Source organism: Bartonella sp. MM97QHHN (assembly GCF_042194285.1).
Classification (GTDB): Bacteria; Pseudomonadota; Alphaproteobacteria; order Rhizobiales; family Rhizobiaceae; genus Bartonella.
This window is the reverse complement of sequence record NZ_JBHIMS010000074.1, coordinates 63,888-81,174: the sequence shown is the minus strand read 5'-3', so window position 1 is coordinate 81,174 and position 17,287 is coordinate 63,888. Positions and strand designations below refer to the sequence as shown.

16 protein-coding genes and 2 pseudogenes are annotated in these 17,287 nt (G+C 37.6%); 7 read left to right on the top strand and 11 right to left on the bottom strand.

Translation table 11 applies throughout. The features are described 5' to 3' along the window. Positions 1-1,827: 1,827 nt before the first annotated feature. On the bottom strand, positions 1,828-3,618 hold the full coding sequence (locus ACFIJW_RS04425) for an ABC transporter transmembrane domain-containing protein (RefSeq protein ID WP_375633440.1): 1,791 nt from the start codon (positions 3,616-3,618) through the stop codon (positions 1,828-1,830). Between the two features lie 186 nt (positions 3,619-3,804). Between ACFIJW_RS04425 and rpmE the strand changes: the two genes are divergently transcribed. The 5 genes and pseudogenes from rpmE (at position 3,805) to ACFIJW_RS04400 (ending at position 7,084) form a co-directional block, all read left to right on the top strand. Continuing rightward, a complete protein-coding gene (gene rpmE / locus ACFIJW_RS04420) occupies positions 3,805-4,026 on the top strand; it encodes a 50S ribosomal protein L31 (RefSeq protein ID WP_375633439.1) in 222 nt (73 codons plus the stop codon). Between the two features lie 287 nt (positions 4,027-4,313). Continuing rightward, complete coding sequence (locus ACFIJW_RS04415; RefSeq protein WP_375633438.1) at positions 4,314-4,628, top strand: ATP-binding cassette domain-containing protein; 315 nt, start codon at positions 4,314-4,316, stop codon at positions 4,626-4,628. A gap of 98 nt (positions 4,629-4,726) precedes the next feature. Beyond that, positions 4,727-4,973, top strand: a pseudogene (locus tag ACFIJW_RS04410) (ABC transporter); the annotation flags it as partial. A gap of 948 nt (positions 4,974-5,921) precedes the next feature. Further along, positions 5,922-6,683: a hypothetical protein gene (locus tag ACFIJW_RS04405; protein WP_375633437.1), complete on the top strand. Its 762-nt coding sequence runs from the start codon at positions 5,922-5,924 to the stop codon at positions 6,681-6,683. 26 nt (positions 6,684-6,709) lie between these two features. After that, the gene (locus ACFIJW_RS04400; protein ID WP_375633436.1) at positions 6,710-7,084 is read left to right on the top strand and encodes a hypothetical protein; all 375 of its coding nucleotides are present in this window, start codon (positions 6,710-6,712) and stop codon (positions 7,082-7,084) included. A 762-nt stretch (positions 7,085-7,846) separates the two neighbouring features. Here the strand turns inward: ACFIJW_RS04400 and ACFIJW_RS04395 are convergent. The 9 genes and pseudogenes from ACFIJW_RS04395 to ACFIJW_RS04355 form a co-directional block, all read right to left on the bottom strand. Then, on the bottom strand, positions 7,847-8,638 hold the full coding sequence (locus tag ACFIJW_RS04395; RefSeq protein ID WP_375633435.1) for an inositol monophosphatase family protein: 792 nt from the start codon (positions 8,636-8,638) through the stop codon (positions 7,847-7,849). Between the two features lie 11 nt (positions 8,639-8,649). Next, a complete protein-coding gene (gene efp, locus ACFIJW_RS04390; protein ID WP_015856958.1) occupies positions 8,650-9,225 on the bottom strand; it encodes an elongation factor P in 576 nt (191 codons plus the stop codon). 441 nt (positions 9,226-9,666) lie between these two features. Continuing rightward, a pseudogene (locus tag ACFIJW_RS04385) lies at positions 9,667-10,085 on the bottom strand (helix-turn-helix domain-containing protein). A gap of 315 nt (positions 10,086-10,400) precedes the next feature. Then, the gene (locus tag ACFIJW_RS04380; RefSeq protein ID WP_375633434.1) at positions 10,401-10,799 is read right to left on the bottom strand and encodes a hypothetical protein; all 399 of its coding nucleotides are present in this window, start codon (positions 10,797-10,799) and stop codon (positions 10,401-10,403) included. 631 nt (positions 10,800-11,430) lie between these two features. Continuing rightward, positions 11,431-11,799, bottom strand: a complete 369-nt coding sequence (locus ACFIJW_RS04375) for a helix-turn-helix domain-containing protein (RefSeq protein ID WP_375633433.1) — start codon at positions 11,797-11,799, stop codon at positions 11,431-11,433. Between the two features lie 375 nt (positions 11,800-12,174). After that, the gene (locus tag ACFIJW_RS04370) at positions 12,175-12,540 is read right to left on the bottom strand and encodes a helix-turn-helix domain-containing protein (RefSeq protein WP_375633432.1); all 366 of its coding nucleotides are present in this window, start codon (positions 12,538-12,540) and stop codon (positions 12,175-12,177) included. 165 nt (positions 12,541-12,705) lie between these two features. Beyond that, complete coding sequence (locus tag ACFIJW_RS04365) at positions 12,706-13,749, bottom strand: tetratricopeptide repeat protein (RefSeq protein WP_375633431.1); 1,044 nt, start codon at positions 13,747-13,749, stop codon at positions 12,706-12,708. 343 nt (positions 13,750-14,092) lie between these two features. Next, a complete protein-coding gene (locus ACFIJW_RS04360; RefSeq protein ID WP_375633430.1) occupies positions 14,093-14,458 on the bottom strand; it encodes a helix-turn-helix domain-containing protein in 366 nt (121 codons plus the stop codon). A gap of 368 nt (positions 14,459-14,826) precedes the next feature. Further along, the gene (locus ACFIJW_RS04355; RefSeq protein WP_375633429.1) at positions 14,827-15,228 is read right to left on the bottom strand and encodes a helix-turn-helix domain-containing protein; all 402 of its coding nucleotides are present in this window, start codon (positions 15,226-15,228) and stop codon (positions 14,827-14,829) included. A 406-nt stretch (positions 15,229-15,634) separates the two neighbouring features. On the opposite strand from ACFIJW_RS04355, the gene ACFIJW_RS04350 reads away from it, so the two are divergent. Both ACFIJW_RS04350 and ACFIJW_RS04345 read left to right on the top strand, forming a co-directional pair. Beyond that, entirely contained in the window at positions 15,635-15,883 is a 249-nt protein-coding gene (locus ACFIJW_RS04350; protein ID WP_375633489.1) for an antitoxin, read from the top strand. Continuing rightward, entirely contained in the window at positions 15,883-16,170 is a 288-nt protein-coding gene (locus tag ACFIJW_RS04345; protein WP_375633488.1) for a type II toxin-antitoxin system RelE/ParE family toxin, read from the top strand. Before ACFIJW_RS04350 ends, ACFIJW_RS04345 begins: the two co-directional genes overlap by 1 nt. Before the next feature lie 282 nt (positions 16,171-16,452). On the opposite strand, the gene ACFIJW_RS04340 is transcribed toward ACFIJW_RS04345, so the two are convergent. Continuing rightward, positions 16,453-17,229 (bottom strand): TIR domain-containing protein, encoded by a 777-nt coding sequence (locus ACFIJW_RS04340; protein ID WP_375633428.1) that lies wholly within the window; start codon positions 17,227-17,229, stop codon positions 16,453-16,455. Positions 17,230-17,287 lie beyond the last annotated feature (58 nt).

The window sequence follows — 17,287 nt, the reverse complement described above, 5'->3', positions numbered from 1 at the left end:
TAACAAGCCTTGGGTCCTTAAGCCTCAAGGCAACCCTTTACAAGTTGCGCCTAACTGCATCCTTGACCTTAAGATACCCAAACGGCTTATTTTGTTTTTAACATGTATGATATAAGGGGAAAGCTTCTCATCGTGCCTAAATGGTAACTTATCGTGTGTTAAATGGAAAAATGAGAAAAAGCATCTTTATGCAATATAATCCAATTATAATTTTTTGATTTAAGCATAAAAGACTTAAAGTCTTCTACAAGACTGATACGATAAAAAGGGGAAAATCGCCTATATTGAGCAACTAAGTCGTATTTTAGGTGCTCTTGATATAGCTATATCACCAAATGGTTTTGAAGACTTATCCTTTTAGCTCTATTCACTAAAAGGTTATTTTGAGGGGGCTTGGCTAATGAATGTAAAGGAAAATTAGCATTTAATATTTCGCTTTTCTGGTATAGATGCTGAATGAGTTAATTATCTAGAGGATCACTGAAGAGGGAGCGCTAAAAAATGATGAAAATCCTCCGTACTTCGGTGAATTCGTGGTTGAAGATATAATCGTAAAACTTGGCTTATCTGTTCCTGAAACAGCTGAATGGTTTGAAATGGTTAGGGTGTCAGTTCTGCATACGCTTAGCTCGCTATACAAAAAAATTATGATTTAGTGCAAGCTTTAAAACATAAAGACCCTAAAGATATATCCTCTTTGTACATGTTCTTATCATCGTTAAAATGCCTTCTTAAAGCACGACAGGGGGTGCTATAAAATTGAGAGCTGTAAAATATATGGGGCTCTTGGAGGGGGTGAGAAGATGGTGTTTAATCGAAGTACTCTATCCTTATTTTTATGGGCTATGACTGAAAGAGAGAGCTGGAGAGACGATTTGTGAGTAAAGAGAACGTCGTTTTGAGGTTGCGTGTCTGCAAGAGCAGAACAGTGGTCGTGGTGATATTTACAAACAATAAATTTGATAAAATTTTACGATTTTGCCAAAAGCCAGTTTATTATAAACGCTGTTTCTCATGTGCTCTCACACAAAAGTTATAAGAAGCCCAAAAGTGCTAAAAAAATCTTTGCTCTTTTTCAATAAGACGGATCTGTAAACAATATTCAAAAAGTGTTCGTGTTTTTGAAAGAGAATAAAAGGATACTCTTGCAATAGAGAAGTGTATTTGTGAATTACAATTTGTCATGATTTTCGGTAAACACTATTGTTTAGAGCGGTGAGAGAGGGCAAATTTTTAATATTCAGTTTTTTTAAAGAGTGTGGTCAGTCTTTAGGATAGAGCTTGTGTCCCTAGAACCCTATCAAGTGTGAGCCGCATAAGGGTCTCAAGCAAGCGAGCACCTATTATACTTTTTGCCAGCGTATACTCTTTTGTCAGCGCCCCAATGTTTTGACAGCCCTTAGAACGTAAGGGGCAAGAGAGGTATTTTATTCCTTTCTTGTACCGTTTCACTTCACACGCCAACTCTGCTTGTGATGAGCAAGCAAGAGATTTTGTTTGACTTACTATGAGGGTTTGACATGAGAAAATCCTATGGTATTTATGATCTTTCATGAAAAACAATGAATTATCCTTATAAATCACCGTTATGGCGCTGTTATGAAGAGAACTCCTTGCTCATCTTAATAGTCCATAGAGATTAACTTGGTATCATTTTACATTCTGTACACAGAAGTGTCTTTATAAAAATGCTCTATCTTGCGCAGAAAAAAGAAAAACATCTCAATGCTTGCCTTTCTTTTTTCCATGAGAGATTTAAATTGATAAGCCTGTCTGAAAAAAGTGCTGTTTATGCCTTTAAAGATACGGCTCTTGTATCATGATCACTTACTCAGGTGAAAATTGGAGTTTTGCGAGGTAAGCGTAAACGCCATTTTTTGCCACAAGTTCAGCATGCGTTCCTTCTTCAACAAGGGCGCCTTTATCCATCACAAGAATACGATCTGCTTTTAAAATTGTTGCTAAACGATGTGCAATGACCAAGGTTGTACGATTTTGCATCAATCCTTCTAAAGCGTCTTGCACCAACTTTTCACTGTTTGCATCCAAAGCCGATGTTGCTTCATCAAGCAGCAAGAGGGGTGCATTTCTTAAAATTGCCCGCGCAATACCAATGCGTTGTTTTTGTCCCCCAGAAAGCATGGTACCGCGTTCTCCTACTTGCGTATTCAAGCCATCTGGTAAAGCTTGAATAAATTCAAGTGCATTAGCCGCTTTAGCGGCAACAAGGATTTCCTCTTCATGGGTATTTTCAGTTCCAAAAATAATATTATCACGCAATGTTCCATCAAAAATGGCGACATCTTGTGGAACATAGGAAATTGCACTGCGTAAATCTTGTAAAGAAAGGCGATTAATTTCCATGCCATCCAACCGAATTGTTCCACTTATTGGATCATAAAAACGAAGGATCAAAGAAAAAATGCTGCTTTTTCCTGCTCCGGAAGCTCCAACAAAAGCAACCGTTTCGCCTGCTTTTACAGAAAAGGAAAGTGAGCGTAAAACTTTCTCTTGTGGTCTAGAAGGATAGGTAAAATCAACCTGATCAAAAACAAGTTCACCTCGAACAGGTTGCTCTAATGATAAAGCATTTTTAGGAGCTACAATAGTAGGTTGTTCTTGTAACAATTCGGCAAGCCGTTCAGCAGCGCCTGCTGCTTGGATTAATTCTGCTCCCAGTTCCGATAATTGCGCAAAAGTAGAAGCTCCAAAAACCGCATAAAGGACAAATTGCCCTAAGGTTCCCCCTGTCATTGTTCCATTCAAAACATCACGCGATCCAATCCATAAAACAGCAACCACACTGCTAAAAACCAAAAAAATTGCAAACCCCGTAAAAAAGGAGCGCAAGATTACAGAAGCACGTGCTGTTTGAAAAGCACGTTCTATCAATTGTGAAAAACGTATTGTAACGAGTTTTTCAGCGGTAAAAGCTTGCACAGTGCGAATAGCACTTACCTGCTCTGTAGCAACAGCATTGGCATCTGCGAGACGATCTTGCGCCGCGCGGGTACGAGAGCGAACTTTACGTCCAAAGACTACCAAGGGAATGGCCACAACAGGAATAGCAGCTAAAACCAACAAAGACAATTTAGCATTGGTGATCACCATCATTACGACGGCTCCGATCACGATAATCAGCTGACGCAATGCGGTAGAGGCGGTAGAGCCCACAGCTAATTTTATTTGTGTGGTATCTGTTAGAAGCCTTGAAACAATCTCTCCTGAATGTGATCGATCAAAAAAAGCAGGAGAAAGTTTCATAATATGGACAAACACATCACGCCGTAAATCGGCAACAATCCGTTCTCCTAAGGTGATAACACAGTAATAACGGGCTGCTGAAGCAAATGCGAGAAACAAGGCTAAGATAAACAAAATTCCAAAGTAAAAATTAATATGTCCATGGCTTGAAGTAGAAAACCCATGATCAAACATTTGGCGGATAGCCACAGGCAAAGCTAATGTGACAAGAGCAGCAACAGATAATGCTAGAAAAGCAAAGATAAACAACCAACGATAGCGCAAAAGATAAGGAAAAAAAATTGCAAGCGAAGAGAATGAAGATTTCTTAGGGGAAGACTTTGTCGATTTTTCTGAACGATAACGTAATGTCATAAAATTTTGCTCACTGTATTGGATTTGTAACACTTGATACAATGATGTATCTTGAACACTTGTTTTTTGATGCGTGCTCAGTTATAGGAATAAATACTTTAATCAATGTATCAAAAAGACAAAGGAAGTGCACTTAAAAAAACAAGCAAGTGCTATTTCATTCTATAAACGCAAAAGGTTTGACGCATGAAAGCGAATATTCACCCCAATTATCATAAAATTACCGTTGTTATGACGGATGGAACCCAATATATGACGCGCTCTACTTGGGGAAAAGAAGGCGATACTCTTAATCTAGATATTGATCCAAGAACGCATCCGGCATGGACAGGTGGCTCCCAAACACTCGTAGATCGCGGTGGTCGTCTTTCTAAATTCAAAAATCGCTTTGGTAATATTGGCATGTAAAAGCCTCCTTTTTATGGGGTACAAAGGTTTTAAACAAATCGATTGCAAATGGATGGATTTTTTATCCTATCAAAGAGTGCACTTTAAATATTAATTCAAAAACGCATCCGACATAAACAGATGGGTCTTAAACACTTATAAATCATTGTGGTTGCGTTTTTAAATTCAAAAATCATTTTGAATATATGCATAAATCCTTTCTTCCCTAGAGTATAAAGACTTGAAATAAAATAATTGTAAACTTTTCTTCTTTTTTTGGAACTGAACATACCCATGGAGAGGAAATTTTGGCCGCTTCTAAAGCTGCCAATGCATTTGAATTTATTCAAGCTTTACCAGATGGCTTGAATACGCAAGTAGAAGAACGTGGTACCATGCTTTCTGGGGGGCAAAAACAACGCATTGGTATTGCACTGGCGATTTTAAGAAATGCAGCCCTCTTGTTGCAAGCCGGCACCATCATTATATTTGCCAACTCGTGGATGTTGCTACAGCCCTTGGCACTTGAGATAATTTATTATAGGCATTTTAAGTTCTTTCTTAATAGTTTTTTATGCACGCGGGCTCTCCCCACTTGTAAAGTGCAAAAGGCATGGTTTTGATTGGTTCACCATGAAACATGGTTTGAAATGAGAGAATCCTACGGTATTCGGGATTCTCATTCAACATATAAAACAATGAATTATTATTATAAATCAAAATGTTGCTACTTGATGAAATAACATTTGCTTTAGATGCAAACAGTGAAAAGTTGGTGCAAGATATCTTAGAAGGATTGATACAAAATCCTAAATCCTGGTCATTGCACATCGTTTGGCAACAATTTTAAAAGCTGATCGTATTCTCGTGATGGATAAAGGCGCTTTTGTGGAAGAAGGAACACACAATTCATTATAAAAAATAATGTTTATGCGCATTTGGCTAAACTGCAATTCTCATCTGAGTAAGTAATCTTGATACAAGAGCAGTATCTTTAAGGGCGTAAACAGCACTCTTTTCAGACAGGCTTATTAATTTGAAACTCTCATGGAAAAAAGAAAGGCAAGCATTGAGATGCTTTTCTTTTTTAACGGGCTGTTCTTTTTTCTGCGCAAGATGAAGCATTTTTATAAAAATACTTCATCTGTGTACAAAATATAAAACGATATCCAGTTAAATCGCTATGGACTATTAAGATGAGCAAGGAGTTCTCTTCATAACAGCACTGTCACGTTGATTTATAAGGATAATTCATTGTTTTGCACGTTGGATGAGAGCTTCTAAAATTATAAATTTTCTTATTTCAAACCTATGTATGATGAACCAATAAAATCATGTCTCTTACATATATCAAGCGGGGAAGTCTGTATGGTGTAAAACACTTGAGAAAGAACAATGCTTCTTATGAATCCTCTCAAGTTTTAAGGGCTGTAGCAATATTAGAGGGTGGCAAAATGTGTGATGGTGCCGGCTTATGGAAAAAGAGCCGATAAATGGGCTGAGAGATGTTTTTTATCGATTTTACAAAACAGAGCTAAGAGGGCACGCAGCTATGTTTTGCTGTGTTAAGATTTTTAGTATTTTTTCCCATATTTCATAGATCATGCATTGTGAGGTTTTAAAAGGCTTTTCTTTAAAGCGTATAAAACACAATAGCAGTATAATAAAATACAAATCGTTTGCATTTATCAATACAACTATCTATATTTTGTATACTAATTTTGTTAAAACATAATATGTGGTATCCCGTGAATCGCATATACACATAATGACACAATACCGAGAAGTCGATGGGAAGGTTACACAAACAAAAAGAGGGAAATAATGGATGAAGAAATAAAAGAGGTAATTGATAATCCGATAAAGGAAGAAACTAATAACTCCCGAATGATAGTCACCATCAAGTTCATTTTTAAATGGGCGGTGAAGATTGTAGGATTCATCTTTATGCTTGTATACACCTTGAAGCAGCTGTGGTTTTTTGGGGATTTTCAAAGGAGGCTTTTTTAATTGTAGCAATGGTAATAGTGCTTTGTGGGGTGGCTGTAATGCTGGCATTTGTAAATTATCGTAACAAGCAATTAACTGAACAATTTGAACAGAAAGTTCGAGGGTGCGAGATATATGAAAAGATTATTGCAGAAGGGGAACAAAGGCTTTTTGAAAAAACGCAAAAAATATCAAAGGAGTGGGTTGAGCAATGGGATGAGGGAGTAAGGCAATGGGAAAGGGATATACTAGAGATAAAAAATCCTAGAGCAGGCATGAAAGCTCATGGGAACAGACCTTCATTGGTAAAGAATATTTGTGCGCAAGGGGAGAGAGAATTGTCTTTATTGTATAAGGAGGCACTCGAAACAGAACTGACTGATGAGCAGATTGAAAAAATATATAATCTTTTGAATACAACACTTTTTGAGCAATATTATGTAAAAGCAGGAAAATTCATGGAAGAGAATGGAATTTCTCTGAAAGGATTTGTTAATACTCATACAAATAAAGAATATTATAAACCTACAATGTTATTGCTTCATTGGTTGTTGTACGTTCTTGATGATGTGATTATAGCTGAATGCAAACAGCAAAAAGAAAAACTATCTAAAAAGAAGAATGAAAAGCAAAAATTTGCAGATACTTTGTGGGACAACATATCTATAATTCCAGACATAAAGAGATAGAGAAAATGTTAGAGCACAGGAATTTTTTGTCTGATCAATGTGCACCGTTACTATGTTGTAAAAAGGATGTGCTGTTGTTATTGTGTGATATTTCCGATGGTTATAAAAAGGTGAGAGAGACTTTTATTTACTATAAGAAGCTCATTAAAACAGTAAAAAAGGGCTATATGGCTTTTGATAAGGGGTGCTCTTATACCATAGTTAAAGATACAATCAATACGTGTAAAGATAATGATGCAAGTATGGGACCAGATTCTTCCATTGTTGAAGGGACTCTAACGTTTAAAAAGGCTTACGCATCAGGTGCTAGAAGATGGTTGAAATCATCAAATGAGAAATGTGATAACCGGTTGATTTTTGGGGAGCAGCTCGTTGGAATAGGAGATTCACAAAAAAATTAAAGATTATCTTTGATGAGGAGAAGGTAAATGCCCTAGAAGAGGTAGTTAAAGATAATCAAGAACAGTTAAAGAGGGAAATGCAGGCGGCGATTTTTGAGAAAAAGGATTTTTGTTACTACAAATTTCGTGCGAATTTCATCGGCATTTTGGATAACGATTAAATGAAGGGGGAGGGTGGAGTGCAGTGGATTTGCTGAAATTTCTGTTGCTATGCAGTGGTAAAAACTCTTGAGAGGCATAGTGACAGTTCTTATGGGAGAGGAGAGGGCAGGCTTTGGGAGCCAATCTTTTTGCGTTGTGTAAGGGTGATTTCTTAAGAAGAGTAGGGGAGGTTTTTGCAGCAGGTGTATTTGTTGTTTTTGAGAGCGTTTTGTTTTTATGGTTCTTTTTGTTTTCTGGTTTGTTTGCAGAGGAATTGAGGAAACAACAGTGTCAATAATATTGGCTAGACTGTAATTGTATTTTTAGGTTTTTTTGGGGGCTTGATCGTTGGTGATGGTTTTGTGAACCTTTGTATACGGGGTGTTCTGTTGCAAATTTTTAGATTGTTTTTCCAAAAGCTCTCGGCTCGACTAACGGATAAGCTAAATCAAGAGTGGCAGCGCTAAGATAAGCGAAGTTTTATAAGCTCTCTCATCACAATTTTCTGAATTTTTTCATCATATTGTGTAATTTGATGAGATAGGTTGCGTGATGAGGAGTATTCAGAGGGACTCGTATTGTCTTTTAAAAAGATGTCCTTTTGAGAGCTTACTATGAGGTCTAAATGCCTTTTTTGAGAACTCTTTCTAATTTTAGGCGAATGTGTTCATTGCCGGCAATGATATTTTTTTTGCGAAATATATTGTTGCCGCCTTCTTTATCGGTGACAAAACCACCGGCTTCACGAACCATCAGTATTCCAGCAGCCATATCCCAAATTTGCAGGTTATCTTCCCAAAAGCCATCGGTTCTTCCAGCAGCCACATAAGCTAAATCAAGAGCAGCAGCACCAAAACGGCGAAGTCCGGCAACCTCTGCCATCACATTACGTAATTCAATAAGGTAGGTTCCATGATTTGGGCGACCAAAATGAGGCATTCCTGTGGCAATGACACAATCTTCTAGTCTGCGTCGAGCAGAAACGCGACAGCGGCGGTCATTAAAAAAAGCACCACACCCGCGTTCTGCGGTGAAGAGTTCATCACTCACGGGATTGTAAATGACACCACCAACGATTTTTCCTTGGCTTTCTAAGGCAATGGAAACAGCAAAAAAAGGAATGCCATGGAGAAAATTTGTGGTGCCATCTAAAGGGTCAACAATAAAACGGTGTTGTGAATCTTCTCCAATGATTTCTTCTGACTCTTCCATCAGAAAACCAAATTTGGGGCGCGCTTTGCTTAATTCATTGAAAATAATTTTTTCCGCTTTGCGATCTGCTTGGCTGACATAATCTGCTGGTCCTTTCAAAGACACTTGCAAATTTTGCACTTCACCGTAATCACGTACCAACGAGCGTCCTGCTTTCATTGCAGCTTGCACCATGACATTCATGACTGCAGAATGGGCCATTTTTTATTCCTTTATTTATCTTTTTCATTTGCGCGACGCAAATAAATCAACTCATTGGTGTCTACAATGATACGTTCACCAGCATTCATAAAGGGGGGAACAAGAATACGAATCCCGTTTTCAAGAATGGCGGGTTTATAAGAGGAGGTAACCGTTTGTCCTTTGATGGCAGGATCGGCTTCCGCAATCGTGACAGCAACTTGATCAGGAAGTGAGATGCCAATAGGCTTTTCTTGATAAAGTTCAACTGTGACAGTCATCCCATCTTGGAGAAAAGCAGCACGTTCACCAACAAAATCCTTTTGAAGTTCTAGTTGTTCATAAGATTCTGAATCCATAAAGACCAAAGCATCCCCTTGTTGATAAAGAAATGTGAAATCTTTTTGTTCAAGGCGCACGCGTTCAACGGTCTCAGCAGCGCGAAATCGCTCATTAAGTTTTGTACCATCAATCAAATTTTTCATTTCAACTTGGTTAAATGCACCACCTTTTCCTGGTTTTACAGCGTTGCATTTAACAGCAACCCATAAGCTTCCTTGATGTTCGATCACATTACCAGGGCGAATTTCATTGCCATTAATTTTCATCGTTTCTATCCAATTCTATTCTTGCAAAAAGAACTCTCTTGTTGTCTTTATGGCGCTTTTCTTTGCTGCCTTTAACGGTCAAGCTCTTTTGTTATTTTCGGGCTAAAATCCCTTTGATTAACCTTGCGGCTCTCTCATGGTCCTGTGTGCTCTTTATGGGCTTTCTCCTGCTTTTTGCAAAGAGAAAAGCTTAAGTAAAAAAGGACCTTTATGTATTTTTGCTTTTCAGCTCTTTGCAAGACCATAAAAAGCGCTCAGACGCAAGCTTTTTAAAAATTTGCACAAAAATTTTTTAGAATTTTTGGGGAAATTTATCCCGTTGTGTCGTAAAATATCATCATTGATGGCAATGGTATAATTGATGGCAATGATATAAGTTCCCTAAAACCATGAGGTGTTTTTAATTAAGAATATGTGATGAATATGTGAATACGGAGTTTATTATGAGTGTCTCATGGGAGAGAGCGTGGTGTGTGTTGTCACAGGGTGTTCGTTTGTATTCTTATCAGAGATCAGCTGTAAAAAGGCTTTTTTATCGAGGTTAGAACTCTAAATCTTTTGAGCAGCAGGTATTTTTCTGTACTTGATGCGATTTCATCATGAGAGTACGGGGGCTGTTGTTTTGTTAAGATATCAGCATAGAAAAAGACAAGTGGAGCATTTAGGATATCAGAAATTTATTTTAAACGCCCTGCGCTGACACGATTTAATCCGTTTTCATATTTCTGGATTTGTTGGAAAGTGGCACTTAAATGTTGACCTAATGTTTTGTAAGACATTTTAAGCATTTTTCGTCTCAAACGAATTTTTTTGCCAATGAATTTGCCATTGAAAATGTCGTTATAAGGATTTTTACCAATACCCTAGAAAATGCTACACAGGATATAGAAAGCTATTCAGCCGCTTCAATCACAGATAAGCCAAGTTTTGCATTTATATCTTCGCGTAATAATTTGCTAGGGTATGGGGCATTTTCATTATTTTTAGTATTCTTCTTTTCTTAAATCTCAAAGCTATAATTTACACTATTTTGTATTGTCACAATCTATAATAAAATTTATCCACTCTGGCTAAAAATGAGGTTTTTTATTGAGGTGCAAATCTCTTTGCCTTTCGCAAGAGCTTTTAAGTCTTTACGTGTAAAATATAGAGAATGTTTACATTAAATAGCGGGTTCATCTGGGCTGAGTATTTATATAAGAACGCGGCTCTCCGTTCACACTATACTGAAAAAGAGACACTATAGTGCTACTATTTAATCTTATTCTATAACTCAAATTCACACCCATGTTTTGTTGCTTTTGAGGTTGATCTGTATAGATCACATTATATCCATTCCGTCGCAACAGATTGATAAATAAAGGAGTAAAGTTGTCTGCTGTATTATTTTTCTTTATAAGAAGTGTGGTTGTAGCGGGTGGTAAAAACCCTTTGTTACCGCTAATAAATTTGTTAGCGACTAATTGTGCCTGACGCTTTGTAAGACTTTGATCAACATAATTTGATGAATAATTGCCTACAGATGCGCAACCAGCCACCAACACAACCGGTGACAGCAATAAATATTTTAACATCTTTAATTCCCCTTACTTATTGTTGCTCTTTATTTGCGAAGCTCCTCTTCCAGAAATAAGAGCAACTTTACTTATAGCACATTAACAACATATCGGTATCTAATCAATCGGTTAATTAATCAATGAATAATGGTTTCAGCTGTAAAGGCTGCTTGAAGTGCTTCTGGTGGCGTATATTTTAATAAACAGCTGCTTTTAGTGATTATGATAAAAAAGCAATTTTTTGCGTTTGCATGTTAAGATCATATCCTCGATCACTATTATAAAATGATGCGTTAGGTGCTGTTCCAGATCGACCAAAAAAATTTTCAAGCATTGCTTTTTAAGGGCTATCTTTTTTTAAATACGTATGAATGTTTATTCTGTTTTTTTAAATACTATCGTTTGAGGTGTGGTGTTTGTAAGGCATCAAATTTTGTACATGTGATGTTTTTATGAGAGTGTGTGGTGAATATTTGAGGGAGAGCTTGTCCGGATAATCTTGTGAAATGAACCACATAAAATGGGAAGCTAAAAGAGTTCTGTTCTGAGAAGACGGATTGTTTCCCAACTGGATAGGGAAGGGGCTTCTGTCCTTTGAGGGGTGGGAGGCAAGTCAAGAATAGAGAGTGTAGCGCCCTATATTATGATGTTAAAAGCTTTCATTTTGATTAGAGAGTAATTGTAAAATGGCTCTTTGTTTTATCGAGGTTAGAACTCTAAATCTTTTGAGCAGTAGGTATTCCTCTGTACTTGATGCGATTTCATCATGAGAGTACGGGGGCTGTTGTTTTGTTAAGATATCCGCATAGAAAAAGACAAGTGGAACATTTAAGATATCGGCAATTTCTTTTAAACGCCCTGCGCTGACACGATTTAAGCCGTTTTCATATTTCTGGATTTGTTGGAAAGTAACACCTAAATGTTGACCTAATGTTTTTTGAGACATTTTTAGCATTTTTCGTCTCAAACGAATCTTTTTGCCAATGAAAATGTCATTATCAAGATTTTTGGCTCGCATTTTAAAGCCGCCGCCGGTTGCGAGCGCCCTCGCATGAGTATTCCGGGAGCTTGAAAATACTGAGTTCTAGTCAGCCTTTTTGCTTTTAGTGCTGAAAGCACCTGGACATAGCAAAATCTCCCGGAATTCCGGGATACCCACAAAGTGGGTTCATCTTTACGCTAGAACTTAGGGTTTTCAAGGCCCCTTTTGGTCGTTGCGTATGCGACCAAAACATCTTTTAATTCATAAAGTAATTTCAGGAAATTTACAATAAAAATTAAAATAGCGTCTCTTAACGTGTCGTTTCTTAAAATGGAGGGGTGGCATGTTTTGCATTTAAGCAATAAAGTGTTCACAAGGGGGGCTTTGAATAGCGTACGCTATCGCGTGATGTTAGCTTGCATTCTCATCAGAGATCAGCTGTAAAAAGGCTTTCTGTTTTATCGAGGTTAGAACTCTAAATCTTTTGAGCAGCAGGTATTCTTCTGTACTTGATGCGATTTCATCATGAGGGTATGGGGGCTGTTGTTTTGCTGAGGTGTCCGCATAGAAAAAGACAAGTGGAACATTTAAGATATCGGCAATTTCTTTTAAACGCCCTGCGCTGACACGATTTAAGCCGGTTTCATATTTCTGGATTTGTTGGAAAGTAACACCTAAATGTTGACCTAATGTTTTTTGAGACATTTTTAGCATTTTTCGTCTCAAACGAATTTTTTTGCCAATGAAAATGTCGTTATCAAGATTTTTGGCTCGCATTTTAAAGCCCCCGCCGGTTGCGAGCGCCCTCGCGTTGGTATTCCGGGAGTTAAAAACACTGAGTCCGAATCAGCCTTTTTGCTTTTAGTGCTTAAAGCACCTGGACAGAGCAAAATCTCCCGGAATTTCTATAAATTTTATCTTTTTGAAGCAGAGAGGAGTATTTTAAAAAACAGGAAGGAGCTTTATTGCTTCTTTGTGCGCTTTTTCTAGTTGTGTCTTGTCCATGCCTTGGAGCATTATTTCAAGATCAGGAGCTTGCATTTTTGCCTCCTTTGCAAGCATATACCATGCCGCTGCCATTATTATATCGCCTTTTGTTCCTGTGCCATCTCGATAAAGCCTTGCAAGGGAAATCTGTGCTGGTGCAATCATGTTGACGGCATTTCTGTGAAGTAAATGAAAAGCACGCTGAAAATCTGTTTCTCCTCCACGCCCTTGTACAAGCCATTGTGCTAAATGAAGTTGAGCTTTTAAGTGGTTGTTTTGAGCTGCTACTTCCATGAGCTTGCGGGCATTGTGATCATCTTTTGGTCGTTTTAATGTGCCTAAGGAAAGAATTTTTGCAGCAGAAAAAGCCGCTTCAGCATCCCCAAGAGCAGCACCTTTTAAGTACCATTTTAAGGCTTGCTCTATTGCTTCATTTTCACGACTTTGGGAAGAAACACCAGGGAGAGCTTGTTTTTCCTGTGAGGCTTTATAAAGAAGCAGTTGTCCATAATAAAAATAGGCTTCCTTGACGCCTGCTTTGACAGCTTTTTGAATGAATTGCGCACCAAGTTCTTGATTTTGTTTTATAAAGTGACCATCAAACAACATAAGTCCATAGCGTAGTTGTGCTTGGGGTTCCCCCTGTTTTGCGGCGCGTTCAAACCATAAAGCAGCACGCGCACCGTCAATAGGAACAGCACATCCTTCCATATAAATTCGGGCAAGAAGAGTTTGTGCAAAAGGATCATTTTTTTCAGCACGTCGGAGTGCTTCACGAAAAGCTTTTAAATAATAACCTTGGATGTAATAGTCATAGGCTTGGTCATAGTCTCCAGCTTTTAAGGGCTGAAAAGGTTCTTGAGTGTTTGAAGCTTCTTGAATCGTATTGAAAGAGCTTTCAGAATTTGAGATTTCTTCAGTGTTTCCCGCTGAACTTACAGCAGAACTTGCAAGCCCAATCACGCCTAAGATAAGCAGCTTCACGCTTCTCTTGATCATGGTGTTTTCTCCTCATTACCGATCAGAATTTTCACATTTTTTTTTCATCATTACAAGCCGTATAAGAATTTCATTTCTATATTACTTTTTATCTCTCAGTTTTTCGTCTTGGTTCAAGGTAGGGTTGGGTAAGTTAAAAAAGTAGCATAAATGTCGACGAGAGACAGACTGTTTAAAATAGTTCTGTTAAAAATAATAATGATGAAGGGTTATCGTATATAAAGATGCTTATCTTCTATTATATCAAGGGCTTCTCCTCTTAAAATGAAAAAATGCTTACAATGGAGGTTGCTTTTTAAAATACGTATGAATGCTTATGAATAGCGCATGCTATCGCGTTATGTTAGCTTGCATTCTCATCAGAGATCAGCTGTAAAAAGGCTTTCTTTTTTACCGTTGTGAGAGTTCTAAATCTTTTGAGCAGCAGGTATTCCTCTGTGCTTGATGCGATTTCATCATGAAGGTATGCGGGCTGTTGTTTTGTTAAGATATCGGCATAAAAAAAGGAAAGTGGAACATTCAAGATATCAGAAATTTCTTTTAATCGCCCTGCGCTGACACGATTTAAGCCGTTTTCATATTTCTGGATTTGTTGGAAAGTAACACCTAAATGTTGACCCAATGTTTTTTGAGACATTTTTAGCATTTTTCGTCTCAAACGAATTTTTTTGCCAATAAAAAGATCAATATTAAGATTTTGAGATTGCATTTTTCCCCGCCGGTTGCGAGCGCCCTCGCATGAGTATTCCGGGAGTTAAAAGCACTGAACTCAAATCAGCATTTTGCTTTTAGTGCTGAGAAGCACTTGGACATAGCAAAATCTCCCGGAATTCCGGGATACCCACAGGAGTGGGTAAATTCATGTTTGAGTTTTTCAGGCTTTTAATCCCTATTGGTCGTTGCGTATGCGACCAAAACATCTTTTAATTCATAAAGTAATTTCAAAAAATTTACAATAAAAATTAAAATAGTGTCTCTTAACGTGTCGTTTTTTAAAATGGAGGGGTGGTATGTTTTGCATTCAAGCAATAAAGTGTTACAAAGGGGACTTTGAATAGCACACGCTATCGCGTTATATTAGCTTGCATTCTCTTCAGAGATCAGTTGTAAAAAGGCTTTCTTTTTTACCGTTGTGAGAGTTCTAAATCTTTTGAGCAGCAGATATTCCTCTGTGCTTGATGCGATTTCATCATGGTGGTATGCGGGCTGTTGTTTTGTAATGATATCGGCATAAAAAAAGGCAATGGGAACATTCAAAATATCAGAAATTTCCATTAAACGCCCTGCGCTGACACGATTTAAGCCGTTTTCATATTTTTGAATTTGTTGGAAGCTGACGCCTAAGTGCTGACCTAATGTTTTTTGAGATATCTTCAACATTTTTCGTCTCAAACGAATTTTTTTGCCAATGAAAATGTCGTTATCAAGATCTTTGGTTTGCATTTTAAAGCCCCCCGCCGGTCGCGAGCGCCCTCGCATGAGTATTCCGGGAGCTTGAAAGTACTGAAATCTAATCAGCTTTTTTTGCTTTTAGTGCTTAAAGCACCTGGACATAGCAAAAACTCCCGGAATTCCGGGATACCCACAAAGTGGGGTAAATTCATGTTTAGATTTTCGGGCTTTCAAGACCCTCTTGGTCGTTGCGTATGCGACCAAAACATCTTTTAATTCATAAAGTAATTTCAGGAAATTTACAATAAAAATAGTTTTTTACTTACAAAATTTGTTTTTTAATGAGAGGCTATCTGCCTCTTAAACCTCTCTGGAATGATTACCAAAATCATGACAACAGCCCCGTGTTTTTTGAGAGGGTTAAAAAGCCTTAAGTTTCAAGATCAAAAGAACTTTGGACGCTTAAAAGTTAAAACATTTTCAATTCGCTAATATTAACAACATAGCCAAGAGTAATTATCTTCAATATTCAGGAATAAAAAGGACATATGTTATAAAGATCACCCTTTCTCTGCTAATTTCAGAGTTCGAAACCATTGAACAGGAAAGCAGCTACACTGCATGGCTGTGCGATAAGGTAGCGAGAAGTCTTGCAAATCCATATCCTCCTATTCCGCATGATGAGGTTATGGCTGAAATGGAAGTTATAATCAGTCAGCTTGAAGCTGAACAGAAAAAGTGATGCTTCCGGTTGTTTGGTTGTCTTCGGCGCGCGACGATTTGCGTCAGATTTTACTTACATTGCTCGCAAAAATCCATCTGCTGCGCTGCCGAATGAAAAGGTTTTTGGAAGCATCCGTACTGCCATTGGCTGAACATCTATATTTATACAGACAGAGTGAGAAGGTATTAGGATTACGAGAAATTGTAGCGCATCCAAATTACCTTATATTGTATCAAGTAGCTGCACATCAAATCGAAATTGTAGCTGTAGTACATGCCCGACGTGAATTTCCTATTTTTCTTTAATCTAATCAGAGGCTATCTGCCTCTTAAACCTTTCTGGAACGATTACCAAAATCATGACAACATCCCCGTGTTTATTAAAGGGACTAAAATGATTTCTTTCACGGTAATGAATACACACGCGGTCTCTTCACTAAAATTTGCACAATCGCTTGCTGTTTGAAGAAGGGTGGGGGGTGGATCGTTTCTTTGAGCCTATAGGATGTGTGTGTCTGTGGAATGTGGTGGGGTGTCTTTTGGTTTTGGGCGTGCGCTTTAAAAGTTAAAGGGAAGCATTATTCAAATTTAATTTAATGCATGAGTAATTTCATTTATATTAAAAGAGAAATCAGCTTCTTGTAAGCGCTTAATAAGTTTGGGAAATGTTTCTTTTACCTGCTCTTTAAAAGAAAGGTAGTAAACTCCACCAACATCTGAAGGCATTTCAATGCCTTCTTTTTGTAGAATAGCAATCCTCTCAAGAGGAAGCGCGGCAGCTAACATGCCCATTTCGAAAATAACGTTTTGTCGTGCACGGGGTTGAATTTTTTCTTCAACCTTTTGTCGTGCACGGGGTTGAATTTTTTCTTCATCTTGAGATATAGCATAACCCATGTCATCATGCGTGAGGAGTACAATACCAAATTTTATAGAACCGTTACAAATTTCTTTTTTCAAAGTTTGAATGATGGTTAAACCATTACCACTCGTATTTTGTAAAATGTATGGTTCGAGATCAAGCTTGAGAAGAGCATTTTCAAGCTCCTTTAAGGCATAACAATCATGACCATGAACGATAAAGATTTTTTTATTTGAGGTATTGGAGGCAGTTTTTGAGGAAGGAATCGTTGATGTTTCTTCTAGATGCTTTGCTAAATCTTCTATTAACTTTTGTTTTATGTTTTCTTTGCCTTGAACTTGAAGTTTTCTTGTGCTTTTATACCAATTAATAATGCCTCCTTCGGAGGTTTTGATCTGATATATTTCAGGGGAATCATGTTTTAGTAATTTACTTTCTATGATTTGATATCCAGCTTTGCAAATTATGTTTGTAAGATCTTCAAGTGTTCCGCTATATTGCATTTTTATGTCCCCTGCATATTTGTATCGTCAGCTATTGGTATTCAGTACCAATATTGAA